Origin of the sequence: Mariniphaga sediminis, assembly GCF_003573545.1 — a bacterium.
Lineage (GTDB): Bacteria > Bacteroidota > Bacteroidia > Bacteroidales > Prolixibacteraceae > Mariniphaga > Mariniphaga sediminis.
The window spans coordinates 48,196-74,293 of sequence record NZ_QWET01000003.1 but is presented as its reverse complement, the minus strand read 5'-3'; the positions used below and the strand labels follow the sequence as shown (position 1 = coordinate 74,293).

The following is a 26,098-nucleotide window of genomic DNA, read 5'->3' as shown; positions in this document are numbered from 1 at the left end:
CACCAAAGAAACCAGCAAAACCCCGATTCCTAATTTCTTTTAATTATTGCAGCCCATCCACCACCGGGAGCCATTTCGATTTTAATTTTAGATGATTTGGTTACATTCACCTCTTCCTGGCTAAAATCTGCCGCATGTTTGTCTGCATTCACGCCGTCTTTCCACACCTGCATTTTGAAATTTCCGGAGTCGAGAAACCCGAGATCCAGCTCCATTTCACGGGGAGACCAATCGGTCATGGCACCCACATACCAGGTTTCACCCAAACGGCGGGCCACTAAAATGTAGTCGCTCACTTTGGCTTCCAGTACACGGGTTTCGTCCCAAACGGTAGGTACCTGCTTCAAAAACTCCATGCACTCCGGCTCCCGGTAGTAGTTCGACGGATTGTCAGTAAGCATTTGCAACGGGCTCTCAAATACAGCATACATAGCCAACTGGTGGCAACGGGTTCCGGGACTCATTGGAGCATTAAAAATAATACGGAAATTCTCTTTATTGGCGTTCAGCATGGCTCCGGGTGTATAATCCATGGGCCCTGCCACCATGCGGATAAACGGCAAGGTCAGATTGTGCTCCGGATCGGGCTGCTCAGACCACTTGCTATTCTCCAGCCCTTTTAACCCTTCAAAAGAAACCACGTTGGGATATTTGCGCTGAAGACCGGTCGGTTTGTAAGCGCCATGGTAATCCACCAGCAGTTTCCGTTGGGCACATTCACGGGCAACTTTTTCATAGAAATTCACCATATACTGGTCGTCACGTTGCATAAAATCTATCTTAATCCCTTTCACTCCCCATTTTTCAAACTGATCGAGCGCTTCGGTAAATTTATCATCCAGCGCTTTCCAGACTACCCAAAGAATAACGCCCACATTTTTTTCCTTTCCGTAGTCCACCAACTCCTGAACATCAATTTCATCCACAACATCCATAATATTCTCAAGGTGATACCAGCCCTCGTCGAGAATGATATAATCGAGGCCGTATTTTGCAGCAAAGTCGATGTAATATTTGTATGTGTTATTGTTAACTCCCGACTCAAAATCAACCCCGTAGATATTGAGTGCATTCCACCAGTCCCAGGCTACCTTGCCGGGTTTGATCCATTCGGTGTCTTCCAGTACGTTTTCAGGTGCCAGTTTAAAAATCAGTTCCGACTCCACCAGTTGCTTATCATCATCAGAAATGATCATTGCACGCCACGGAAAACTTTTAGGGCCTTCCAGTTCTGCGATATAATCTGCATGCTTTACCGGAGCCACATCCCGGTCGTTGCGCCTGTCTTCTTTCAACACCACACCAGCATATTTTCCTTCCAACCGGTAAGGATTTTCAGCAGAACCTTTTAAAAACATGCCGGCATAATCGGTAATCAAGTCTGACTCAGAGATGTAAACCTTTACGTTATTCCCGCAATCCACCAATAATCCGGTAGAGGCAAACCTTTCGGGAGTGATTTCAGATAGTTTTACATCGAGATACATACGCTCCTGGTGAGAAAACATACTCTCTTCCTCCGGAAACCAAACCCGGTGATCGGCAGGAAAAGTAAAAGATGCCAACTCTTGCATCACCTTCAGCGGGCCGTCTTTGGTAACTTCCCACCGATAAGCCACTCCCTCGTCATAGGCGCGAAAAATCAGATTGTACCCTTTAAAAGAAAGGGTCATTTGGTTATACGTATCTTCAATTTGGGCAAATTTACAGGCAACAACCGGCACTATTTTTTCATCTACCGAAATGGTCCGGGCCTTCTTCACCCTGGCATTCTGTCCCAGTACTTCATCCTCCAGTGTCAAAGAAACTGGCGATGGTGAAATGATTTCCGCACCATGAAGAAAAACGGAATATTGAATAGCTTCCTCCACCGATATTTTTACTTCCATCCTTCCTGACGGAGATTGAACAGAATAGTCCTTCGCATTTACGTGGAGCATTAGAAAGATCATTGAGAAAAGAAAAACATACTTCATTGGTCTCTAATTTTTGTTATTGTTTTAGTAATTAGTAGTTATTTCACTTCTGGCATTTAATACATAAGTGATTCAAGCTATAAAAGTACATCATTTTTAAAAATATCTTCTGTAACATTCCCATTCACTTCAAAAATATAAATTGACAGAAACAGTTAACCCGGATGTGACTTTTTTTTGAAATCAGGGAAAAAGACTGACTTATATCACACTTTAAAGGCCCGTTATCCAACTATCTTTATCACCCGTAAAAAAAGAATCAAAAATCATTTTAATCAGCAACCGATGTTTAAGAATCATCCCAAAGGTTTGATCGTTGCCTTTTTTGCTAATATGGGCGAACGATTTGGTTTTTATACCATGATGGCTATTCTCGTGTTATTTCTCCAGGCAAAATATGGAGTAAATGCAGAAACTGCAGGGAGCATTTACAGTTGGTTTTATTTTGCCATTTATGCGCTTGCCTTGCTTGGCGGTATTATTGCCGACGCCACAAAAAAATATAAAACGGTTATCCTCAGCGGTATTATTATCATGCTGCTTGGTTATGCCATGATGGCCATCCCGGGTATGCCGCTTTCGCTTACAGTGATTTTCCTTTTCACCATTGCCCTTGGGAACGGTCTGTTCAAAGGAAACCTGCAGGCAGTGGTGGGTCAAATGTATGACAATCCGAAATATGAAAAACTACGCGACAAAGCCTATTTGCTTTTTTATATGGGTATCAATATCGGCGCTTTTTTTGCGCCGTTTGCCGCCACGAGTGTTCGTAACTGGTGGCTAAAAACCAACGGGTTCGTGCACGATGGCAGTCTGCCTGCACTTTGCCACCAGGTTATCAGCGGAAAACTTACCCATTCAACGCAGTTTGCCGAGCTGGCAAACAGTGTTTGTTTGAACGGACCGGTAACCGATGTGGACAAATTTGCCCACGAGTACATTGAGGTTTTTGCAAAAGGCTACAATTATGCCTTTGCAGTGGCTGCCGGAGCTATGCTTGTTTCGCTGCTGGTTTATATTTTCTTCAGTAAACTGCTACCAAAAAAAGAGGTAGATACTTCAGCGCCTGAAGTAAAAGTAGAAAAGAGCTTCTCAAAAATTGCCCTTTCTTTAGGTGCAATGGTTGCAATTGCCCTGGTTATTTACCTGCTTTTTGGCAATGCCGACATTGCTTTTGCATTCGGCCTTTTTGGCGGTTTTGTTGCCTGGATACTCCAGGCATCTACAAAACAGGAACGTCCGCGGGTAACAGCCTTACTGCTGGTTTTTGTGGTTGTGATTTTTTTCTGGATGTCATTTCACCAGAACGGGCTGACGCAAACCATGTTTGCCCGTGACTACACCGCAAAATCAGTAGGCCCGTTTACTTACCTGTTTTTCAACCTCTGGTATATCCTTGCTTTTATCGGAGCCATTGCCGGACTGGTTATGCTGTTACGGAAGAAACTTCAGAAACAGATTCGCATTCTGGGAGGTGTTCTTTTTGCCGGACTGGGATTTCTTTCTTACTATTTTTTCAGCCATGGCAAACCGGAAAATGCCATTGCACCCGAAATTTTTCAATCGTTCAACCCGTTGTTTATTGTTTCGCTCACCTTCATGGTAATGGGCATATTCACCTGGCTTGCCAACCGCGGGAAGGAGCCTTCCACACCGAAAAAAATAGGTATTGGCATGATCATCGCCTCCTTCGGGTTTCTCATCATGCTGGTGGCTTCGCTCGATGTAGTGTCGCCCGTGCAACTACAGGGAGAACCTGTTCCTGACACATCCAGGGTTTCTCCTTACTGGCTAATAAACAGCTATCTGGTACTTACTATTGCAGAATTATTCCTCAGCCCTATGGGACTTTCGTTTGTTTCAAAAGTGTCCCCGGTCCGTTTTCAGGGACTTATGCAAGGGGGATGGTTACTGGCAACCGCAGTTGGAAATAAGCTGCTGGGAATCGGAAGCTACTTCTGGGATCGACTGGAACTGTGGCAACTATGGGCCATTTTTGTAATATGCTGTCTGGCCTCAGCTGCCTTCATTTTTTCTATTATGAAAAGGCTTGAACGGTTGACAAAATAAATTGCCGGCAGACATTACAGTTTCCCCATTTCCTCTTTCAGCCATTGCGGACGGTTGGTTGTAATAGCTGCAACACCTAAATCCGTCAATTTTTGGGCAACGGCAGGGTCATCCACAGTCCATACCAGTACCTCGAGGTTGTTTGCTTTTGCTACTTCCATAACCTCTTCATCCACGATGTTAAAATGAAGGTTAACTCCCTCCAAACCGGCAGCGGCAGCCTGTTCAATTTTCTTTTCCAATCCACCTTTGGACGAACTCAGCCAGTAACATTTATTATCCGGAAAAGCTTTCTTTGTGTCGAGGATGGTTTCCCAACCAAAACAGATAAAAATAATCTGATCCTTCTTCCCGCTCTTTTCAACCACTCGTTCGAGATGAGGAATTACCTCACTTCCACATTTAATTTCCACCACCAGCTTTTTACCTTCCGGAACGGTTTCAATTATTTCAGAAAGAAACGGAATTTTTTCCCCTTTGTACTTCTCATCTTTCCAGCTTCCTACATCAAGGTCGCGCAGCACCAGCGCAGGAGAATCTTTAATGACCATATTTTTTTTCCAGGCTGCAGTCCTTTTTGTGTCTTTATCATGAATAACCATCACCCGGTTATCCTTTGTAAGGTAAATGTCCACTTCCACAGCATCGGCACCCAGTTCCCAGGCCAGATTGGCAGAGGCAACGGTATTCTCAGGCGCGAGGTACGAAGCCCCACGATGGGCAATAAATGTTTGCTGGGCAAACAGCCCCGTACTAAAAAGAACCATAAAAAATGTCCAGTAAGTTTTCATAGCAGTATATTATTTATGCCGAAGATAAAAAGGAAAATAGTTTTTTGACCTGTTTTGGTCGAAAAAAGTGTAGTTTTACCTCTCTTTTAGAACTACTATGAACAGGGGCTTTTCTTCAAATATCGGTATCTTTTTCCTTAAACAGGTAGCCCGGTTTCCTTTTCCGGTACTCTATTTTTTATCCGGATTATTTTTTCTGATCGTTTATTATGTGGTTGGCTACCGGAAAAAAGTAGTGTTGGAAAACCTGAAAAAATCTTTCCCCGAGAAATCAGAAAAAGAATTAAAATCCATTTTCAGGAAGTTTTACAAGCATCTCGGCGACTTAATGCTTGAAGTGATCAAACTTGGCAAAATGAAAGAAACCGATTTTCGAAAAAGAATAACCGTTAAAAACGCAGAATCGGTGAACCGTTTTTTCGAAGAAGGGAAAAGTGTAGTTGTACTCACCATGCATTACAACAACTGGGAATGGGCGAGTTGTTTTCCCCTTTTTATAAAACATAAAATCCTGGGAGTTTACAAACCACTCCACAACCCGCAATACGATGTGTTTGTATATCAAAACCGCCAACGAATGGGAGCCGAGATGATCTCCAATTTCCAGGTTCTCCGCAGGGTAATAAAAGCCAACACAGAAAAAGAACCAGTGTTCATTTGGCTTGCCGGCGACCAAACCCCGCCGTTCTTTCACAAGTTCTGGCTCACCTTTTTGAACCAGGAAACCATGTTTTACCCTGGCCCTGCTGCCATTTCACGCCGTTTCAATTATCCTGTATTTTTTCAGAAAACAGTAAAGAAACAACGAGGCGTTTATGAAATTTCATTTGACCTATTATTTGAAAACCCTCAGGAATTCAGTGAAACGGAAATAATGAAAGCATACATTCGGAAGATGGAAGCCACTATCCGGGAGCAGCCCGAATACTATTTGTGGTCGCATAAGCGATGGAAAAACAAACGCCCTGCAGATGTTCCGCTAAAAGGTTAAATTTGTATCCCAATTATTGAGTTATTCCAATCATGGACGACAATCTGGCATTAAAAGACAAACGATACAGCGAAGGTTTTTTAAAAAAAAACCTCAATAGGCTCCTTGCCGGTTTTATGTTCCTTTTTTCACTCCTGCCTTTTCCGGTTATTTTCCTGATTTCAGATTTCCTGTACTTTTTAATCTACCACGTTTTTGGTTACCGGAAAAAGGTAGTGCTGGAAAATCTGCACTATGCTTTCCCTGAAAAGAGTGAAACAGAGCGAACAAAAATAGCCGCCCGGTTTTTCCGCCACTTTACCGATCTGATGCTGGAGAGCATCAAGCTACACAGTATGAGCGAAAAGCAGATGGAGAAACGGATTACATTTGAAGGTTTGGACACCATTGACGAGTGTTACCAAAAGGGGAAAAGTATTATTGTTTTGGCCATGCACCACAACAACTGGGAATGGTGCAGTTTTGCACAGACCAAAATAAAGCACCTGATTCTGATGATTTACAACCCGGTGCGGGGTAACCAGGCCATGGAAAAATTCCTGCTGCACTCCCGCGAAAAATGGGGAGGAAAATGTATTCCGGTACATCAATCGGCCCGGGTAGCATTACATTTTCACCGGGAAAAAATTCCCACGGCCCTGTGGCTGGGTGCCGACCAGACTCCGGCTGCCACCTCAAAATTCTGGACTGTCTTCCTGAACCGCGAAGCACCGTTTTTTTCAGGACCCGAAAAAATTGCAGAGAAAACCAACCAGCCGGTATTCTTTCAGCATGTAACCAAAACCGGACGCGGTCGTTACCTGGCCCGTTTTATTCTCCTGATTGAAAACCCGAAGGAAATAGACTCCAAAGAAATTTTGCGTGCCTATATTAGAAAAATGGAGAAAGTTATTGGTAAAGAACCTGAATTTTACCTGTGGTCACACCGCCGCTGGAAACACAAACGCCCGGAAGGAATTCCACTTTCCCTTTAAAAAACCCCCCTGCTCCTCGTTTGCAACGAGGAGTAAACTATAAGTCGTTTGCAACGACGAAAGCTACTACCCTCCCCAATTATCCCGGTCCAGGCTCCGGTAATGGATGGCTTCCGAAAGATGATGTGCCTGCACCTGTTCTTCGCTTTCCAAATCGGCAATGGTACGGGCCACTTTCAGAATACGATCATAGGCACGGGCCGAAAGCCCCAGTTTATCCATGGCATTTTTGATAAGTTCATTACCGGCTTCATCCAGTTGCACATATTTGCGGATGTGTTTGGAGCTCATTTGTGCATTCGAATAAACGCCCTTGTATTCAGCAAATCGTTTCTCCTGTATTTTTCGTGCTTCCATCACTCGCTTACGGACTGCTTCGCTATTTTCCGAGGCCTCCATTTCAGCCAGTTTTTTAAACGGCACCGGCACCACTTCCAGGTGAATGTCGATGCGGTCGAGCAGCGGTCCGGAAATCTTGTTCAGATACTTCTGCACCACGCCCGGCGCGCACACGCAGTCTTTGGAAGGATGGTTGTAGTAGCCGCACGGACAGGGATTCATGGAAGCCACCAACATAAAACTACTGGGGTACTCCACCGAAAATTTTGCCCGGGAGATGGTAATCAGGCGGTCTTCCAGTGGTTGGCGCATCACTTCGAGCACTGTGCGTTTAAACTCCGGCAACTCATCGAGAAACAACACCCCGTTGTGCGCCAAAGAAATAACAATAGGTTATATATAGGGTATCTCTAATTTGTTGTGCTATTGCGATATACGGCTCCCCAATCCTCTAAAAGTAGTTTTCCAAAGAACTCAAAGGAATTTTTACTGAAAATTCTGATTTAAAAATATAATCAAAAAACAATCATCCTAAGAATTGATTTGCCAATTAACTACACATTTCTGGATCTTTTAGATCATTTTTCAGACACATGTGCAAATTACTAAAATCAAGGACTGACTTTAAAATCAAGACTTCTAAGTGTCCCCTTTTGCCAATTAATTTCAATTTGTGAATCCTTACGATCTATTATATTCTATTTCCTCGGTAAACAGAAAAAAAGCAATCAGTATTTAATATCTCCTGCCTTTTTTCAATATGTATGCATCAGCCTCTTGATTAATTTCATCATTGGTTCTAACCTTACCTTTGTTTATCCAAGAATCCAATTCTTCTTTGCGGAAAAATAGTCTTCTCCCAACTTTATAATGCGGAATTTCACGATCCATAGTCATACGATACATTGTCCCCTTTTTCAATTTAAGATATTCCATCGCTTCTTTCATGTCGAACACTTCTTCATTCTCCGGTTTCTCAAATTTGAGTTCATTGATGTTCTTATTAAATGCACGAGTTACACAGTCGTCAATTATTGGTTCCAGTAAATCTCGCAGTAATCTCTGAAAATCAGTATCCTGTTCCATAATTATTTGATTAGTGATTGTTTTATTCAACGATTCTTAAAAACATGTGTTGCATTTTCTCGTAATCATTCATATGCCTATAAGTGACTATGATAATGTTAAAGAAGTTCGTATATCACGAGACGAATTATATGAACTGGTATGGACAGAAAGACAAAGTGATATCGCTAAAAAATACTACATTTCTGAAAATGGATTGATTAAAAAATGTCAGGAATGGAATATCCCAATGCCAAACTTAAAATACTGGATCCAGTTGAAAGATACCACCAATCCACCAACAAAAGTACCATTACCTCAATACTCCGGTTACGATATGGTATACCTTAAATTGAGAGAGGATTATGAAAAAAAGAAAGAGTCTATACAGAAGAAAATCTCCAATATTAAAAAGGAAATTGAGGAAGACTCCAATGTCAATTTGAAAGTCCCAGAAAGATTGACTAATCCTGATCCATTAATAGCTACCGCTCGTGATAGACTATATAAGAAGGAAGTATATCGTAAAAGCCAAGGTATTATTCACCACAATCAAGGGAGCATTGGAATTTACGTGACCCCGTCTCAACTTAATAGAGCTCTACGATTCATGGATACAATGATAAAGGCACTACGAAGTAGGGGGCACCACTTTATAAATCAAAACGGAAGTGCACATTTAGCAATTTATGGTGAAGACTATCGGATATCTTGTCAGGAGAAAGAAAGAAGGATAAAAATTACTAATGAATATGGCAGACAAGAATCTCAATTAGAACCAACAGGGCGTTTATCATTTAGACTTGGTGAATCTTACTTTCGAAAAGAATGGACTGAAGGGAAAATACCCATCGAAGAACAAGTTTCAAAAATTCTAGCTAGTGTAGAGTATCGAGGCAGGAAAGATCATGAAGAACGAATTGAAAACGAAAAACAATGGGAAGAAAGAAGACAAAAACAGCTAATGGAAAAAGAAATACAGGACAAAAAGGAAAAGGAACTTGACGATTTTAAGGAAATATTCAAATTATCTCTGCGACACGATAAAGCACAAGCAATTAGGAGATTTGCCGATAAACTTGAACAATCAGCTCTTTCAAATAATGACTTAGGCAATGAAACCCAAAAACGAATTGAATGGATTAGAAAAAAAGCGGATTGGTTTGATCCATTTATTGAATCATATGATGAACTATTGGATGGAATTGATAGAGATGAACTCGTTTTACACAAACAAAGTTTTTATTTGTTGAAAGATTAAGAACTGGCTTAAAAATAAGAATTGTGATAAAATCTTCAGAAATTCCGAGGCAGTACAAATTCAAACAACCTATCAAAGATATCACCTTTCAAAATAAACTTTCAGTACCTATTCCCTTTTTATTCCAAACAGACGCCGCTGAAAAATTAAAAAATCGTTTCGGGTTAAATTGTGTTTAAATCAACTACTTTTTCAAGGTTAAACAATTAAGAATACCTTCGGATGACACTTGCTCAGTAAAATCCTTCATATCAGGATACACATATTTTTTATCAATCCCTTCACTTTTTAATTGTTTTTTAATAGCAGGAATTAACGATTTATGAATATTAAAACACCCTGCAATTGTATCATGTAGTAATAACATATCCCATTTTTCCTCACCCATTTCTTTTTTTACATATGCAGCAAATTCTTTGTACTGATGCTCAAGAGGATACCATGGGTGATTATTATATAAAAACAAACCTTTTTGATTGATTATATTTACATTATTGATAACCTTGTATATTTCTGAACTTGGTAAAATAATGCTCATTTCATTTTCAGCAACCTGCTCATATGGTATTTCTTGCGAGTTAAACCTATTGTCAAAAACATTTTCCCACATCTTAAAAGCTGTTGCATCTGTATAAGTATAGTAAAGCGAGAAGTAATTATCTATCTCATTCTCACTCGGAGTAAAGGAAATATCGTCTATGGCAATATATAAAGCGACATAAGGATTATAAGTAAAATCTAAAAATGGTGTTGGAACTCCATAATGTTGCATATAGCTCAAGTATGCCAAAGAATTATTTTCATTTATGCCTGAATCTTCTAATAGTCGTTTCACAACTCCATCATTCCATTGTTTACAACTTTGTATTGATTCCGATACGAATTTATTATAATGCTCGCTAATTGAATCAGGTGGAACCTGTTTATGCAATTCCTGAGTAATGTATACTCTTTGTGCAGAATTGTACATTCGATATTTTGCTTCACCACAACCCCGAAATATAAAATTGGTTCCTTCTGTTTCAAATTCTTTAAGTTTCTTAAATATTGAAGTTATATTGACGCTAATTTTGGTTTTTCCATTAATGAAGAATTCCTCTTTTTCGTCAAGCGTTGAATATTCTTGTAATTTCATAATCGAATTTTCGGTTGTATAAAAATACGGTCTGCAATAGTACGAGTAGAAATTGGTAACATCTTCCTGTAATTTACATGAAGTTCGACACCACCATTTTCTTACGGTAAATTACATCACCGTTTGTTATTTTAAGAAAATAAATCCCATTACACCAGCCATTTAAATTGATCCTCTTTGATGACCCTACCAAATCGAAACGTAATACAGAGACACCACTTGTATTGTAAATTTCCCCGGAAACATCACCTTCAAATGGTGCTTCTATGACAACATACTCTGACGCAGGATTAGGATATAAAGTTATTTCCTTTATATCGAAAACATCCACTACGGTTACATTATCTCCCCAAATCAAATCGACAAATTCTGGATGGTCGATAAAGGGATTTCTGTTCTTTTGGTAAGAATATATTACATCATTTCTATGGATTTCAAAACTATCAACCGGATCTTCTTTATTCCATTCTAAAAGGGTTGAAAGTTTACCCATATACCCCTTGCCGGATTCATTTAAATCAAAGGTATTAACTGTATCCACCAATTCAAGGTCAGGTTCATCACCATCACCTTCATATCTGACAGCCATATAAAATAGCATCCTAGCGACATCACCTTTCACAGCGTCTCTTGGTTCCCAACTATCGGCATCAGTATAACATTCTGTTGCACCATCACCATCGACATACAAAGAACCACCATAATCGAAATCCTTATTGTTTCTTGCACTATTTACGGTGATGTCGGCTGGCCTAAGATGATGAACATCCGTTCCTGCACCCATTGTGGTTCCAAAATCACCATGCGACTTAGCCCAAACATGTTCCCTTGACCATCCTGTATTATCATTGTACTCTTGGGCTGCATTAACTGACCAACCAGTATAAAAAAGTATTACATTTTCGGGATTGGTGGTGTCCCGGTCGGTTTCTTTTAGTATATCCCATGTGTCGGTTGATGAAGATGTATATGGAAATTCTACATGGTCTTTGATAATGTTGTGAAGTTCAGATTTTAATTGCTCGCCAATTAAATTGTCAACTGTGGTGTAGTAACCATCGGGGATTTGTGAATAGCTGTAGCTTGAAATAAGCAACAACAAGAATATTATTTTTAAATTATTAAACATCTTATCTATAATTCCTACTGATTTAAGTAAGTTTAAAATCCTATAAAACCAGAATAAAAGTACTTCGTTATGTCCAATAAAATAGAAATAAAAGGAAATTTTGTAAGAAAACCTCTTGGAAAGTTACCAGAAAAGATACCAGTCCCTGTTGGATGGTTTGTTATTGGGTTCAACTTAATGAAGGATAAAAATGACCGGCGAGAATATCATGGTAAATGGTTTACTATAAAAAGTGACCATAAAAAGATATACCGGGTACTTAGATTTGCTCCAAACATTAAAGGGACAAGTTCAAACAACAATGATAAAGAAATCTTATTGGACTGGGTAGGCTGGTTAGACCTTAATAATCGAGATGAAGATATAGATGAACCAATTAAATTAACTATAACTAAAACGGGGCGGATTAAATCCATTTTTGCAGGGTTGTATCATCCTGAACCATCCTTTCGATTATCTACCGTTTTGGCATTGATCTCAGTCATACTTGGTATTTTGTCAGTTGTCCTTGCTTTAGTTCTTTAAATTTCCCCCTTTTAAATAAGGATTATTAGAAATATTGTCAAGACAAATTTACTTATACCCAATAGATCCGACCTTTAATTATATTAAAATGACTTTTGCATCCAACAGTTCTATTGACAGATGGTCTAATTGTTATTCGGTTCTTTTTATCAACTACATAATTCCAGCAAGGATTTGCTTCTTTCAATAAATTTAAATGAATCTCTGATTTGCAACCACATGGACATAAAAAGGTAATCAGCCATGGATTCTTATCCGTATCTTTTATAAGATATATGGTATTGGCTTTATATTCTTCAATAATATCATAAGCAACTCTTGTTTTATATTTGTTTCTAAACCAGAAATGGAAATTTCTATAATTCTTTAATACTTTCATTTGGATAATTCTGGCATTTCAATAAAAGGTGTCATATCACCCCTACCTGCTCTTTTCGCCAAGTAATGATCAACCTCATATGTTTCTTCTTTTCCATTAATAATATATCCCTCTGTAATATCAATTGTGCTTGATGCATATTCATTAGGTTCTTCAACCTTGTAGGGATGTATTCGGTTTAGAAAGTCATTAATTGCATGACTTGCGATAGTCATATTAATACTAATAACTGCTGGACTATTTACATTTACATTTTTAATGTAGGCGTTCTTTTTCAATTCCAAAAATTCTTCTGGATTTTTTCGATATTGACTTGAAGCTCTAACATCGTTCATATCAAAAAGATTTCTTGTTAGAAGGGAAGATTTAAGTGGTTGAACATAATGTACTGATGCAACTATTTGATTAATTCCACCTTCTCCATCTGCTTCCAATTTGACTCCAAGATCAAAATAGGGTAATAAATAAAAAGAACATAACTGATTTAGCAAGAACCTTCCGTCAACACTATCCATACAACCAAAAACACCATCACTTTTTAAAATTGCTTTTAGAGTAGCTATATCATCAAACAGATTCTTTTGAAATACTTTAATTTTTGTCCCTAATCCAATTTCTTCGATGGCATTAGCAATAGCTTCAACTTTAGGTTTTCTTTTTTTTGCGTCAGTATATTTTGAGTTAATTATTCTATTCAGATTTTTAAACTCGACTATATCCGGATCAACCAAAATGAGTTCCCCAACACCTAATCTTACCAATTGTTCAATTACTGGACTCCCCGTCCCTGAGCATCCGACAACAGCAATCTTCAACCCTTTCAGTTTTTGATATGTTGTATCACCAAAGGTCTGTATAGTTCTTAGTGCAAATTCCGGTTTTGAATAATCGTCACTATTCCCACCAAAATAGAGAAGTCGGTCACCAGCAATCGAAATTTTCGATATCGGTTCGAAATGTAAATCACTAAAAATATACCTTCCAATGATTTCTCCATCGGGCATCATTATGGCACTTGCATGTGGATTTCCAGTATTCGACCAGCCATAAACAGAATCAAATAACTCTTTATCTGAAAAATCATCCTGCTCAGAAAAACTTCTTAATCCCAATGGATGACTATGTATTTTCAGAATACCAAAATCTGTGTTTGTTAACCTTTTAAAAAAAGGAATTATTTTATTTGTTGACCATTGAATTAAGTCATTCTCCCTAACTTGACAATCTTCGTATGGTATTAAAATAACTTCATGGACAAAAAGACATTGGCAATCTTCATCAATATGACGTCCACATAAAGCGATAGCGATTGATTCCTTTTTATCATTAGGGAGTAAATGATTTTTTAATGAATTATAGTGTTCACCTGAAATTTTAAGCTGGAAGTCCATATGGTTGTTTTATGAATTCTTGTTCAAACCAGAAATTTATTAAACTAAAATGTGTAGATAGATCATCAACACCAGCTCGCCATGGATTCGCAGCAGTCCTGTGTCTTGACCAACGTTGATATTGTTTCCCGTCAATTGTCATATTACAGACCGCACGAATCCCTTTCCCATCTGACCTTTTTAAATGTGGAAAGAAATAAGCCATATCTAGTCCTAATCTTGGGTAACCTGTCTCAATTTTTACTGCGACACTTACTGAAGAACAATCATATTTTAAAGGAACGGGGTAATCATGTACGATTACCCAATGCATTCCTCTGTCAATAATAGTTTCCCATTCTAATCCTAAATTATCCAGAAAAAGTATATCTTCTTCAGGAAGTGTGAATTGACGCCTCACCGCTTACTTCCCCCCTTCAGTTTGATCTAAAGGGATCGTCATAAATTTTTCAATCCCCGGTTCGGTAAAATCGACTACTTGATCATAATCAATTTTAACTACCTTACCACCATTACTCCTTTGATTCAATTGATACTTTTCGACTGGATTTTTCCCGGCCAATATTAGAATTTCCCTTCCGGTCATTCTTTCCTGTTCGACAGTATAATGTTCCCTGTCCACTTTAAACTTGTACTTTTGCGCTTTAGGAACACTTTTCCCTTCTTTCGCATAAACTTCAAGGTCAATAATAATTTTTTCCATCTTTTTTTAAATTTGTTTTCGAACATAAAACATAGAAGCGTGACATCAACCGAAATGTCACGCTTAGGCGTTTATGTTATAAACATGAAATTATTGTAATGGAAATTGCTGTTCGAAATGATTCAATAATCTACTTGGTTGATAAGATTAAAAATGGCGATGAAAAGGAAGTGAAAATTGCACAGACAAGATTTTACAAAATCTTTGCTGGATATGTTTATAAACTAGCAGTTCAGAGCTGTAGCAATTTTGTCGATCCTAATTTTTTAGCTAAAGAAGTAGTTCAAAACACATTTATTAAAGCTTTTGATTATTTACCAAATTTTACTTTTAAAAGTGGTATCAAGGATGAAGAAGCAAATAAAATTATTAAAGCTTTGCTTGGACAAATTGGTAATAAAGTATTGTTGAATACGATTGCTGAATATATAAATGAAAAAAGATGCAATAAAAAAATAGAAATAGAGGAACTAAAAATCTTTGAAAATGAAGATGAAGAATTAAATGTTCAGCCAATTTCAAATATTTTCATGAAAAAACTACAATCAGCGTTAAATGATTTAAAAGAAAAAGATAAACATATAGTACTAACTTATGCAGCCGAAGACTGCATTGATAATACACGTCATATTAGCGAAAATGCAATGGAATTTCTTTGTTCCGCACATAAAACAACATCTGCAAATATCAGGCAAAGGAAAAAAAGAGCATTGGATAAGATTAAAAGTAAATGTTTCGAAGAAACAAAGTAAAAAATGAAAAAGCAATCAAATTCAAAGTATCAAGATTCCCAAAAAGAAATGAACATTCAACGTGCTTTAAGAACAGGTGGATTTTTATTCCCTGAAAATGTCGATGAAGTAGAGGAATATGAACTTTTGTATGGTAATACTGATTTTATTTTACCTGAAGAACTTCAAGAACCTGTATTTTTAGATACAAAAAAGAGTGAGGATATTATCTTTCCCGATACAACTAATACAGTCAGAGTTACAATGGCTGCCAGAGATGGGAAGAATTTTATTCCTGAACATATCAAAGAAAAAATGAAACAGGAACGAGATATCGCTCGAAGTAAGAAAAACAAAAAATGATTGATGAAAAACTATTGGAAATAGGTTATCTAGCAGAATCTATTGCAGAGGAATTTATTTTTGAAAATAAAGTTGATCCCTTTAAGATTGCAGAAAATCAATCAATATCTGTTATATCTGGAAATTATCAAGATTACTTCATAGGGGAATTGGTCTTTGATACAGAGGAATTTTTTATTCATCTAAACTATGATCAATTGATAGATGAAAACTCCCCTAGAGCGAGATTTACATTAGGACACGAATTAGGACACTATTTTATTGACGAACATCGGAATCTTCTGAAAGAAGGCATTTCATTACATAAATCGGATTCTGAAGGTGGAATTAATTATGAAATAGAGAAGGAAGCAAATTTTTTTGCATCCAATCTTTTAATGCCAGAAAAACACTTTGTTAATCTTTCTAACCAATTTGAACCGGGTTTAGAAACAATATTAAACTTAAGAACCCAATTTAATACTTCAATCGAAAGTACTGTAATACGTTATGCACAGCTTGATATTTCAAAGTGTATGATTATTAAATGGAATGCTGATATTACTCCAAAATTTATCAGTTATTCAAAATCCTTTGCAAGTGCAACCGGAGTAAAAGGACGACCAGCATTAAAAGTGAACGTTGACGGAGTAAAAAGTCAATTTGGACTGTTAGACTCCATTGATATTAATACCGATTACATTGAAGACAAAGTTTCCTTATCAAAATGGGTTCCTACTATCATTCCCAAAACTAAGAGAGATGTCAGCTGCATTGAACAAACATACAGGCTGGGGGATTACGGGGGACTAACACTTCTTAGGCTAGATTAAACTTCTTTGTAATGAAAGTATTTTATCTTTTCATTCTTTCTTGGCTAATGTTTCTTGCTTCTTCAATCGTGTCGCAAGTGAGTAAAGTGTCAATCATACACCACAATCTTCCATTAGGCCAAATTTTACCATTCTTAACGACTTTCGGGGGTTTTATTGCTGGACCTAAATGCAAATAAAAATGTAAGTCAGGAGTGTTATCACTAATAACTGTCGGCATACTTTGATTTAAGTTGTCGTTGACCTCAAATTTCTCGACCTTATGAATTGATTGTAATTTTCCATCATAACGGAAAGCCAGATAATTTGGAGCTTCAGTTGGCCAGCCATTTCCCTGATTATAAGGGAAAAAGTAACGACTATACTTGTTGACAATGTCAATAAATGTAGCGTCCGAACCTTTAACTTTAGTTCTACTTAGTGATACGCAATAGACCCAATTTGATTGTTCTCTGTCCATTGTAATAAGTTTTGATAAATATGTAGAATATTCGTTTAAATGATTTTTTTCAATTATTGAGGTCGTTTCGTTGTATGCCTTATTTAGTAGTTTATATATTGTTTTCCATGATACAAACTTATAATGCTTGTTAAGATTTCTTTTGGCATACTCATTTGAGCACTCGCTTAGAACTCCGATACTAGATGGGAAATCATTTTTAGTAAAACGTCCTTTATATTTTTCCAATTGATTGATATTAGGTAAAACCCATCCCTTTTTTGCTTCGATTATTAACAATCGCTTTTCTCGATACCAAATTTCGATATCAGAGTAACCTCTGTCTTTGATTTCATGTCTTTGAAGTTGAATTTTACAAAGTTCAGGGTCTATGTACTGGTGGCCATATTGCAAAAGTGCCAATGAAAGAAAAGCAGGACTTTTTGAAAGGACATAACCAAGTCCATAGGTCATGTCATCTTCCTTATCACCAAGCAACTCGTAAACAGATGTTATACTGTTATATCCTAATTTGAGATTTTGCATTCAGGTATAATTACATTTAAAGATAATCAACTTAGTATTTAATATAAGTTTATAAAGTTATCATTTTTTAGTTTTTCTTTTAATCGAATATTTTTTGCATCTACGCTGGGATTTTATGTAAAATCATTGTATCATTGGACACTCTTTAACTAATCCAAAGATATGAATCCCAGAATCGAGAAAATTTGCAAAGAGATTGCAGCACTTTCTTCAACCCAAATTGAAGTTATTGAACAAATAATCGAACAATTTTCGAAACCATATTTATTAATTCATAGAAATAGTGATTCTGATTTAATAAATGATTCTGTTTTAAAAGATTTTGGTGATACATTAAGAATCCATCATTGCTTTTCTCATGAACCTTTTAGGAAAGATAAATTTGAATATGCACTTGAAAGAATACTAAAACTCAACGGGTACAATATAATAATGCCTCGAATAGGAAATCCCGGCCATGATATTGAAATTAATAATGTAAAAGTTTCACTCAAAACCCAAGCTGATAGAGATATTAAATTGAATAAAGTTCATATATCGAAATTCATGGAATTGGGTAAAGGTTCATGGGGTGATAATCCTGATGACTTAAATAATCTTATGGATTTATTCTTTAATCACATGAAGGGATATCAAAGAATTTTTACCTTAAGATGTCTATCAAAAAAATCAAAGGGTTGGAAATATGAACTAGTTGAGATTCCAAAATCTTTACTTCAAGAAGCTGAAAATGGTCAACTCCGAATGATGTTGGGTAGTAAGCAAACTCCTAAACCGGGATATTGTGATGTTTTTGACGATCTAGAAAATTTAAAATTTCAACTGTATTTTGATGGTGGTTCAGAGAGGAAGCTTCAAATCAAAAATCTGCTAAAGAAATATTGCATCGTACACGCATCTTGGAGTTTTGAAAGTATAGATATTTAAAATTTTAGTACAAGTTCGTTTATCCGGTTCTTAGTAATATCAACATATTCAGGATTTAATTCTATACCAACACACTTTCTTTGCAACTGCTCTGCGACAATACCTACGGTTCCTGAACCAAAAAATGGATCCAAAACAATTGAATTCATTTCAGACCCGGCCAACATACAAACTTTTACAAGTTCTGGGGGGAAAACCGCAAAATGTGCTCCCTTAAATCCATTTGTGTTAATATTCCAAACGCTCCTTCTATTTTTCAACTTTCCATCACTTGCAGGTTCTTTAATGGCTTCAGGATCATAAAAGTATTTTTTTGATTTACTCAAAAGAAATACAAATTCATGAGAACGTGTTGGTCTATCCTTAACTGATTCCGGTTGACAATTTGGTTTATTCCATATGATATCAGACCTAAGATACCAACCATCATTTTGAAGTGCAAAAGCTAATCTCCATGGAACACCAATCAAATCTTTTGGTTTTAGTCCTTCTGGAGTAGGTGGTCTATATGACATACCTCTTGCTGGATTTTTTTTGTCAGAATCTCTCCATTTTCTATTCCCACTAGTAAAGGAATCGCCAATATTCAACCATAGGGTTCCATCTTCTTTTAAGGTTCTTCTGACTTCACGGAAAATGTCAACCAAATCTTTTATGTAATCATCAATAATAAATTCAGCACCAATCTGTCCTTCAATTCCATAATCTCGCAAACCCCAATATGGTGGACTGGTAATACAACATTGAAAAGTATTTTCAGGAATTGAAGCAAGTACTTTCCTTGAATCCCCAAGGATGAGTTTTGTTGCTGAAGTTAATTCCTCTCCGTCAATTTTCTTAAATTCTGTCATTTGCTATTCTAAAAAGGATATTACCTCTCTTGTTCATGCTACGGTTCAAAAATACCAATTAAATATTAATTGATCGAAAGACATATCAAAATCCAAATTTATATTCTTATAGATGTAAGCTATCATAAACTCCCATAATTTCACGTTCTTTAATGCCGAGATAGACCTTAGTAAGTTGGATCGAAGAATGTTGAAATATACTATTAAGTAGGACAATACTTTCGTTACTATAATTATTGAGCTTCAGAATCCGGTTACCAAGAGTTTTTCTAAACATGTGAGTTGAAACATTACCTTCAACTTCAATTTTGTATTTTTTGAAGATTTTCTTCAAGTTGACATTAACCCAGCTTCTATCAATTGGTTTAGTCCCATATCTATTAAGAAAGATATACTGACTGGTGTCTGTAATTTCCATTTTAACTTGAATCCGTTCAATTAAATCCAATAGGTCAGGATTAATTTTAATCTTCCTCGGTTTTTTCGTTTTCTTCTCGACAACATTTAAATAATTAGTATCATCAAATTGACACCACCTTAATTGGAGAAGATCCGATATGCGAAGACCTGTAAATACTCCAGTTGCGATAAGCAAACAGTATTTGTAATTTTTATCTCTCTCAAGTTTAAAAATTAAGGACTTAAAATCGTCCCAGTCGATGCTTGAAGTTGTTGTTTTTTGACCCGGTAATGACATAGTATAAAGTTTATAGATTTATACTTAAAACTACCGCAAAACCTTATACTTCGCAGCATTTCCAAGGTTAAGTATAAGCTAAATTTCAGAACTAACTAACGAAATTTCGTAAGTGATTGTGGACCAATAAAATCGAAAAAATTGTTGCTTATACTTCTTGAATAAAATAAAAGCACTTTCGCGTATAGAGATCAAGATAAGGTAATAACTGCATGTGCGCATATCACTATGTGGGGTATTACTCAATTTAATCATAGGATGGCTTAAATATTGCAAAGTCCCTGTGAACCAGACTGATACTGATTAAACTCACAATGCCTAACTTTATATGGGTTGCTAAAGTTGTTGAAATAGGATATATCAACAATATTTAACTATATAATTACTCTCATTATTTTTCGCCTTAAGACAACATGTGATAAATATCAAATAACTAGGCTATTACGAATATTAGTAATGATGTTATTTTAGAATTCTGAAGTGTTTTATAAAAATTCAAGGAGAATTGCTTCAGCAAAATAGATAAATAATTGCAACTAATATTTGCAAAATTGCTACCTTTAAAAATATGGGAGTATGAAGTTAAAGAATACGCCCATTTTCTGTTTAGGAAAGTGGCATTAAAATTAATGTCATGAAAAAATATTCTCTACAAATTATATCAACTATATTATATATAGTTTTTTCAGGATCACTTTTTTGGATTGAAAATGATTCAAGTTTTATAATCCGGGTTATTGCACAAGGATTATTAATACTTTTGATTTTCTTCTTGTTGACATCAAAAAGATTTCTAAGATTTCTAAAAGAAATTAAAAATTTATAACGTTATGGATTACAATGAACTTGGTTTAATATCAAATATTATAGGTTCTTTTATGTTGTTCGTCTTTGGATCTCCTTTTAAATTCACAAAAGAATACGGTATTATTTACAAATCACCTACATCGAATGAAAAGTTAGTCGAAAAAATCACAAAAATTCTTTCTTCTTTGGGAATGGCATTAGTGTTTATCGGTTTTGGGCTACAATATTATCATCACAATAAAACATACATTTTAGGACAAGTAAATAATACACAACCTCTAATAGTCGCAAATTATATATTGACATTATTCTTGTTGGTTTTAGTAATTATCGTACTAATCCGAAAGAATGAGATATAAGCTGCTGCAACTTCTTACTAAACTGCGAGCAAAAGCTATTTTCCTGTAATACTACATGAAGATTTTTACTTCTTTTTACCAATTGTCCAAAGTATTTTATCGAGAAAACGATTAAATCGGATTGTTTGAATATCTGGTAGTTTTCCCATGAATGGTGCTTCAATAATATTTAGATGTTTTTCAACGGAAGCCAAGCTTTCGTTAATTTCCAACATATGATTTCTCTTATACTCATTAAACTTTACTTTATAAGACTCATACTTGTTTTCTCTTAGATTTACAGCTCTTTTTACTAAGTTGTCAATTGGCAATATATTCCATGGGTTATTTAAGAACAAAACTTTTGAAGCCAGAGAAGTCATTGTTTTTCCATGGGTAATACCAATCTCATTTAAGAATTCTGCAAAATCATCAACGTATATTCCTTCTCCTTCGCTGGTATATATCATAGCCATTTTAAGTAATTCATCCGTTTTACCTTTTTCAATATTCCTTGCAACACGAAATTCATTTATAAAAGATTTAAAAGAACCATCTGATTTCTGCAAGTAATCTTCTGTCTTCAATTGGCCAGCTTTGTATTTTTGGAAATTATTTATGTATATCAAATCTGTATAATAATATTGAAGCAAATTCCCCAATGCCATTATTCTATCTATTTTATTCATTATTTACACTTTTATGAAATCACCATTTTGATATTTGTACAGTTCAACTTTTTTCAAATGCGAAAATTCACCATCGAGAATAGCAGCCCAAATAGATTTATATCCCTTAATTTTTTTAGGTGATGCCCAAAATCCCAAATAAAAAGAGGGGTAACTCCCTGTTGATAGAAGATTTTTTGCATACAATAATCTACGATCTGTATAATCTTGTTTTCCTTTTTCTGTTTTCTGATCAAGTCCATTTAAATAAATGTAATTATCTGCACGAATATGAACAAGTTTGGCAAAATCATCATTGAATGCTTTAATGGAAGTGCTACTCTCTGATTCAACAGCAAGAATAATTTTCTTTCTAAATCCATGTACGTTTTGTGTTATTGCTACGTCTAATAACCATTCACCGGGTAACTTATTTCCTTGATCATCTACGGGTATCACATTCAGAGTGTAATCAGTATTTTTATAGAATTCATTAAATAAGGAATGACCTACCGTTGAGACAAATTTGGCTGACTTTAAGGCATTCAAGTGGAAATTATCATTGGCAGTAATATTCAGGGAACTAAGAAAACTACTATTTAAAACTTCTTTTAATCTGTACTTATCCATTGAATTATGACTTCGTTTAATTTACAGGAAGTGTATTAACCACTTAATCTTACTGTGAATCTGACTTATATTCTTTTTGCTGAGCTTTTATTTCCGCAATAATATCTTTCCCAAGTGTTCTCGTATTTTTATTATTCCCCATTGAATTTAATAGGGGCACGCCAAGATCTAATTCATTGTTGATTTCACGAAGTATTGGTTTTGCTGTTTCTTCTCTTTCTTCATCAAGATTAAACACGATTATTGTGGTGGTGTCATATCTGTCAAGGCGGAATAATCCACGTTTAAGAGAAATCGTTACATTTTCAATAACTGTACCTCGGTCAAATGAACCCTGTGCTTTCTTTATTTCCTTCTGTTTTCTCTCTTTTTTAACGATATAATCCTTAGCTTCAGGTAACGGAATAATTTTGTCAGGATGTACAAATAGATCATTATTTTCATCGACAAAAGGAACAAGACGAAGACATTCGATATCAATTCCATAATCCCTAAGCCATAAAACAGATGATATCACGTCAGAATGAAATTCTTTGGAAACTAAAATTATTCGTTGGGAATGATTTAGTATATCTAGTTCTTCATCAATAAAATCGTCTATTCTATCACGAGCATCATCTTCATCTGATTTCAAATAAACCGCAAAATGATTTATAATTTCATCCACTAGATAATTTGAACAGTATGAAGTGTATTTGATTGCTTGCCAATCGACATCTCTCCCTGAATCATCACGCTTTAACTCGATGACAACAAGTCGTGCATGTTTATCAATTGCAAGAAGATCCAACCGGCTGCCGGACGGCGTTGGTAATTCTTTTGCAATTATTAAAAGTTCTTCCCCTAATATTTCAGGTGTCTTCTCAATCCATTCTTGAATATCATACCTTTCTAAAAGGTTGTGTACCGAAAAATTAGTAGGGGTCAGTTTGGTTAGCGACTTGTCAGTAATGTTTACTTTATACATCGTTTGAGTTTATCAGTTAGCTGCAATAAATTTAATTAAATTATGTCGGAGCATTATTAAAATGGTTGATATTTATTGATATACTCGGTGATGTCCGGTAATTATTATTTTCATTTGAAAGAAGGTGTCTTTATATTGGATCACCTTCTTTTTAAATATAAATGACATGAGATTTTTGTTCAATCTTCATGTCTGTCTGTTTTTATAAAAAGAAAATCCCGATAACTATTTATATCAGGATCTCTTTCAGAATTAATTTAAGACTATTACAAATGGGATTCAACTAAAGAACACGTCATTAATTTTGTTGTTTTCAACAAGACCCTGCCAAACCTTTTTACTTATCTTCTCCTTTAATTTTAATTCGATAAACAGGTCTATGCATACATCCTTCAAGTCGTCTATTCTTATAACAAACTTCGAGAACTTAACCTGTTCTCCTTCAACTGTTTTTGTTTCTCCATTGTCTTCATCAATTTCCTCATATTCGTCCAAATAGTTTTCAAAATAAAAGGTAATGCCGTTTTTATTTAACGCTGTTATAATGTTTTCAGTAGCTGAACCACTTTCAGCATGGAATACGGCATGATTTCTACCATCTGTCGTCCGGAAAATACAATTTTCTGATAATATACTTTCCAAATTTTTGTTTGTGAATTTTATAGTTTTCATAATCTTTTGTTTTTAAATAATCATTGGTTTTTAGTGTAAAGGGAGAGTGGTTGTAACCACTTCCCTTTGTCAATTAAGATCTACCTCGACCTATTCTATTATGCAGCCTGAACATCACCGTTCGATTCTTCGAGAAATTCTTTTTCAAGTTTTTGAATCTCATTCAATTCAGGTAGGTTCTGTTCCACCATATTAAGTCGTTTGACTGCAAATTCATGACTGACTTTGTCGATATCAAATCCGATTGCTTTACGTCCCAATTGTAAAGCAACAGCGGCAGTTGTCCCCGTTCCTGAAAAAATATCAAGGACAGTATCACCGATTTTACTACACATTAATATTGGAAGGAGTGTGATGTAATAAGGGAAAGGAGCAAGATGACGAAAATTGGGATCTATTTCCTTGAGTTCATCCCAACGGAAACCATTGGCTTCAATTACATTTTTAACGTGTTGCTCGTCTAAGAAACTACGAAACCTTTCAATGGGTTTGACCAAAGTCCAACCATGGTCTTTCCTTTCTTTACCTATTCCCGAATCTTTTGAAGTTCGTTTTGTTTCATAATTACCTTCTTTCCAATTAATAAAATCTCTGAAATAGAATTTTTTAGGATCTTTTACAAAATGTATCAGCACCTCGACATTCGGCATTAATCTTTTGATATTGTGTTGCGGTTTTGGATTTTCCTTAACCCAATACCATTTCTGATTGACATACCACCCATGTTCTACCATTTTAAGAATTAACCGTTCCGGTATCAGACAGTCAACACCTTTATCATAGCTATCTGAAATGTTGACAAACAAACTTCCTGAATCGGTTAACTTTTTATAAACCTGATCATATATCTCAACCTCTTTTTCGATAAATTCTTCAGGGGTTCTTTCCAATCCATGCTCCGGTGGTTCATCATTCCCCTTTTTCAAATAATTACGTTGTTGGAAATATGGTCCTGAATGGATTGCCAATGGCACACTATTATCGGGAACAGCTGCAAGGTTTTCACAGGATTTATTGTGTAGTTCAAAGTTTTTTCCACGTACATAATCCAATGATTCTGTCAATTCATTTGAACCTTCTTGCTTCTTGAATAAGATATAATTATTCATTGTATTCCAAGCATTATGAATTTTCATTTCGCCAGAATCCAATTTCTCTAGCAATTGCAGACCTTTAATTTCGTCATCACCATTATCCACAAATTGTTTAACCGCAATCAACCTTCTCAATGAAGAAGCTTTAATGTCAGCACCAATAATATCACAAGCAATTTGAAACCTATCTTTACCTACAAGTGAAAATTCGTCATCACCCATCTCTATATCACCAATTCTTTCACGTACCTTACCTTGACTCAATCCGAGTACACCAAGGATGACAAGAGCTTGTTTCAAGAGTTCCATTATTGACCGCCTCGTCTTGTAATTTTTAAATACGAACTGCTCGTTTATTTCATCATCAGATAATTCGTGAATCTTAACCGGCAATTTTTTCCACCCTAGTTCCCTGCAAGCGAAGTATCTACTAATGCCATTGATAATTTTAGGTTCTCCCCCACGCATTACAACATCAATGGGTTCCAGTAATCCCTTTAACTTAATTGTCAACTTGAGAATGGAAAGATCCTTAGTCTCATAAACTTTGAAGATAGATTGAAAGGGTTTCATATCTTCAACATTCGCCATTGGATTGGATTTGTCCAACCCATTGTATAGTTCAACACTTGAACCATTTACTGATTCATTAACTACTTCATTTGAAGTTTCTTTTTTGTTTGTTTTTTTACTTTCCATTGTGTAAAATTTTAAAATTAATTAATTGTAATTCTATTTTAATGACTTACATATTTTTCAAAAAAAGAGAACGCAGCTCTCTAGCGAAGATGATTTCTCACCCTCGCTGTTCACTAATTTTTATGTTT

General features: G+C 35.9%; 28 protein-coding genes. 10 read left to right on the top strand and 18 right to left on the bottom strand.

What is annotated here, in order from left to right; genetic code table 11:
* Positions 1-29 precede the first annotated feature (29 nt).
* The gene (locus D1164_RS04635; RefSeq protein WP_119348789.1) at positions 30-1,976 is read right to left on the bottom strand and encodes a glycoside hydrolase family 97 protein; all 1,947 of its coding nucleotides are present in this window, start codon (positions 1,974-1,976) and stop codon (positions 30-32) included.
* 285 nt (positions 1,977-2,261) lie between these two features.
* On the opposite strand from D1164_RS04635, the gene D1164_RS04630 reads away from it, so the two are divergent.
* Entirely contained in the window at positions 2,262-4,046 is a 1,785-nt protein-coding gene (locus tag D1164_RS04630; protein WP_119348788.1) for a peptide MFS transporter, read from the top strand.
* Between the two features lie 14 nt (positions 4,047-4,060).
* Here the strand turns inward: D1164_RS04630 and D1164_RS04625 are convergent, their stop codons facing one another.
* The gene (locus D1164_RS04625) at positions 4,061-4,837 is read right to left on the bottom strand and encodes a glycerophosphodiester phosphodiesterase family protein (protein ID WP_119348787.1); all 777 of its coding nucleotides are present in this window, start codon (positions 4,835-4,837) and stop codon (positions 4,061-4,063) included.
* 97 nt (positions 4,838-4,934) lie between these two features.
* Here D1164_RS04625 and D1164_RS04620 point away from each other — a divergent pair, with 97 nt between their 5' ends.
* Both D1164_RS04620 and D1164_RS04615 read left to right on the top strand, forming a co-directional pair.
* Positions 4,935-5,828, top strand: a complete 894-nt coding sequence (locus tag D1164_RS04620; protein ID WP_119348786.1) for a lysophospholipid acyltransferase family protein — start codon at positions 4,935-4,937, stop codon at positions 5,826-5,828.
* 32 nt (positions 5,829-5,860) lie between these two features.
* Positions 5,861-6,802: a lysophospholipid acyltransferase family protein gene (locus D1164_RS04615; protein ID WP_119348785.1), complete on the top strand. Its 942-nt coding sequence runs from the start codon at positions 5,861-5,863 to the stop codon at positions 6,800-6,802.
* A gap of 66 nt (positions 6,803-6,868) precedes the next feature.
* Here the strand turns inward: D1164_RS04615 and D1164_RS04610 are convergent, their stop codons facing one another.
* Both D1164_RS04610 and D1164_RS04605 read right to left on the bottom strand, forming a co-directional pair.
* On the bottom strand, positions 6,869-7,519 hold the full coding sequence (locus tag D1164_RS04610; protein WP_241558254.1) for an ATP-binding protein: 651 nt from the start codon (positions 7,517-7,519) through the stop codon (positions 6,869-6,871).
* Between the two features lie 357 nt (positions 7,520-7,876).
* Positions 7,877-8,227, bottom strand: coding sequence for a helix-turn-helix domain-containing protein (locus D1164_RS04605; RefSeq protein WP_147372028.1), 351 nt, complete (start codon positions 8,225-8,227; stop codon positions 7,877-7,879).
* Between the two features lie 73 nt (positions 8,228-8,300).
* Here D1164_RS04605 and D1164_RS04600 point away from each other — a divergent pair, with 73 nt between their 5' ends.
* Positions 8,301-9,467 (top strand): hypothetical protein, encoded by a 1,167-nt coding sequence (locus D1164_RS04600; RefSeq protein ID WP_119348782.1) that lies wholly within the window; start codon positions 8,301-8,303, stop codon positions 9,465-9,467.
* 184 nt (positions 9,468-9,651) lie between these two features.
* On the opposite strand, the gene D1164_RS04595 is transcribed toward D1164_RS04600, so the two are convergent.
* Complete coding sequence (locus D1164_RS04595; protein ID WP_119348781.1) at positions 9,652-10,602, bottom strand: FRG domain-containing protein; 951 nt, start codon at positions 10,600-10,602, stop codon at positions 9,652-9,654.
* A 73-nt stretch (positions 10,603-10,675) separates the two neighbouring features.
* Positions 10,676-11,731, bottom strand: a complete 1,056-nt coding sequence (locus tag D1164_RS04590; protein WP_172594337.1) for an endonuclease — start codon at positions 11,729-11,731, stop codon at positions 10,676-10,678.
* Between the two features lie 69 nt (positions 11,732-11,800).
* Here D1164_RS04590 and D1164_RS04585 point away from each other — a divergent pair, with 69 nt between their 5' ends.
* On the top strand, positions 11,801-12,256 hold the full coding sequence (locus D1164_RS04585; RefSeq protein WP_119348780.1) for a hypothetical protein: 456 nt from the start codon (positions 11,801-11,803) through the stop codon (positions 12,254-12,256).
* Positions 12,257-12,308: 52 nt separating this feature from the next.
* Here D1164_RS04585 and D1164_RS24195 read toward each other — a convergent pair whose 3' ends face one another.
* The 4 genes from D1164_RS24195 to D1164_RS04565 are packed head-to-tail and all read right to left on the bottom strand — an operon-like array spanning position 12,309 to position 14,729.
* On the bottom strand, positions 12,309-12,635 hold the full coding sequence (locus tag D1164_RS24195) for a DUF6527 family protein (RefSeq protein ID WP_119348779.1): 327 nt from the start codon (positions 12,633-12,635) through the stop codon (positions 12,309-12,311).
* Complete coding sequence (locus D1164_RS04575; protein WP_119348778.1) at positions 12,632-14,026, bottom strand: HesA/MoeB/ThiF family protein; 1,395 nt, start codon at positions 14,024-14,026, stop codon at positions 12,632-12,634. The genes D1164_RS24195 and D1164_RS04575 overlap by 4 nt, the downstream gene beginning before the upstream one ends.
* Positions 14,010-14,426 carry an E2/UBC family protein gene (locus D1164_RS04570; RefSeq protein WP_119348777.1) on the bottom strand — a complete coding sequence of 139 codons (417 nt, stop codon included), beginning with the start codon at positions 14,424-14,426 and terminating at the stop codon, positions 14,010-14,012. The genes D1164_RS04575 and D1164_RS04570 overlap by 17 nt, the downstream gene beginning before the upstream one ends.
* Before the next feature lie 3 nt (positions 14,427-14,429).
* Positions 14,430-14,729: a multiubiquitin domain-containing protein gene (locus D1164_RS04565; RefSeq protein ID WP_119348776.1), complete on the bottom strand. Its 300-nt coding sequence runs from the start codon at positions 14,727-14,729 to the stop codon at positions 14,430-14,432.
* Positions 14,730-14,827: 98 nt separating this feature from the next.
* Between D1164_RS04565 and D1164_RS04560 the strand changes: the two genes are divergently transcribed.
* From D1164_RS04560 to D1164_RS04550, 3 genes are read left to right on the top strand one after another with little or no spacing between them, the layout of a single operon-like run.
* Positions 14,828-15,481, top strand: a complete 654-nt coding sequence (locus tag D1164_RS04560) for an RNA polymerase sigma factor (RefSeq protein WP_119348775.1) — start codon at positions 14,828-14,830, stop codon at positions 15,479-15,481.
* A 3-nt stretch (positions 15,482-15,484) separates the two neighbouring features.
* A complete protein-coding gene (locus tag D1164_RS04555; protein WP_119348774.1) occupies positions 15,485-15,823 on the top strand; it encodes a hypothetical protein in 339 nt (112 codons plus the stop codon).
* Positions 15,820-16,635 (top strand): ImmA/IrrE family metallo-endopeptidase, encoded by an 816-nt coding sequence (locus tag D1164_RS04550; RefSeq protein WP_119348773.1) that lies wholly within the window; start codon positions 15,820-15,822, stop codon positions 16,633-16,635. The genes D1164_RS04555 and D1164_RS04550 overlap by 4 nt, the downstream gene beginning before the upstream one ends.
* Positions 16,636-16,657: 22 nt before the next feature.
* Here D1164_RS04550 and D1164_RS04545 read toward each other — a convergent pair whose 3' ends face one another.
* Positions 16,658-17,620, bottom strand: coding sequence for a PD-(D/E)XK nuclease family protein (locus D1164_RS04545; protein WP_119348772.1), 963 nt, complete (start codon positions 17,618-17,620; stop codon positions 16,658-16,660).
* Positions 17,621-17,782: 162 nt separating this feature from the next.
* Between D1164_RS04545 and D1164_RS04540 the strand changes: the two genes are divergently transcribed.
* Positions 17,783-18,547, top strand: coding sequence for a restriction endonuclease (locus tag D1164_RS04540; RefSeq protein WP_119348771.1), 765 nt, complete (start codon positions 17,783-17,785; stop codon positions 18,545-18,547).
* Here the strand turns inward: D1164_RS04540 and D1164_RS04535 are convergent.
* Positions 18,544-19,398: a DNA-methyltransferase gene (locus D1164_RS04535; protein WP_119348770.1), complete on the bottom strand. Its 855-nt coding sequence runs from the start codon at positions 19,396-19,398 to the stop codon at positions 18,544-18,546. The genes D1164_RS04540 and D1164_RS04535 overlap by 4 nt on opposite strands.
* A gap of 106 nt (positions 19,399-19,504) precedes the next feature.
* The gene (locus D1164_RS04530) at positions 19,505-20,095 is read right to left on the bottom strand and encodes a tyrosine-type recombinase/integrase (protein WP_119348769.1); all 591 of its coding nucleotides are present in this window, start codon (positions 20,093-20,095) and stop codon (positions 19,505-19,507) included.
* Between the two features lie 830 nt (positions 20,096-20,925).
* On the opposite strand from D1164_RS04530, the gene D1164_RS04525 reads away from it, so the two are divergent.
* Positions 20,926-21,261 (top strand): hypothetical protein, encoded by a 336-nt coding sequence (locus D1164_RS04525; RefSeq protein ID WP_119348768.1) that lies wholly within the window; start codon positions 20,926-20,928, stop codon positions 21,259-21,261.
* Positions 21,262-21,326: 65 nt separating this feature from the next.
* Here D1164_RS04525 and D1164_RS04520 read toward each other — a convergent pair whose 3' ends face one another.
* The 5 genes from D1164_RS04520 to D1164_RS04500 form a co-directional block, all read right to left on the bottom strand.
* A complete protein-coding gene (locus D1164_RS04520; RefSeq protein ID WP_119348767.1) occupies positions 21,327-21,929 on the bottom strand; it encodes a hypothetical protein in 603 nt (200 codons plus the stop codon).
* A 3-nt stretch (positions 21,930-21,932) separates the two neighbouring features.
* Positions 21,933-22,538, bottom strand: a complete 606-nt coding sequence (locus D1164_RS04515; RefSeq protein ID WP_119348766.1) for a hypothetical protein — start codon at positions 22,536-22,538, stop codon at positions 21,933-21,935.
* A 49-nt stretch (positions 22,539-22,587) separates the two neighbouring features.
* A complete protein-coding gene (locus tag D1164_RS04510) occupies positions 22,588-23,505 on the bottom strand; it encodes a PDDEXK family nuclease (protein WP_119348765.1) in 918 nt (305 codons plus the stop codon).
* A 279-nt stretch (positions 23,506-23,784) separates the two neighbouring features.
* Positions 23,785-24,177: a hypothetical protein gene (locus D1164_RS04505; protein ID WP_119348764.1), complete on the bottom strand. Its 393-nt coding sequence runs from the start codon at positions 24,175-24,177 to the stop codon at positions 23,785-23,787.
* Positions 24,178-24,275: 98 nt separating this feature from the next.
* Positions 24,276-25,970, bottom strand: a complete 1,695-nt coding sequence (locus D1164_RS04500) for a DNA modification methylase (protein ID WP_119348763.1) — start codon at positions 25,968-25,970, stop codon at positions 24,276-24,278.
* Between the last annotated feature and the right edge of the window lie 128 nt (positions 25,971-26,098).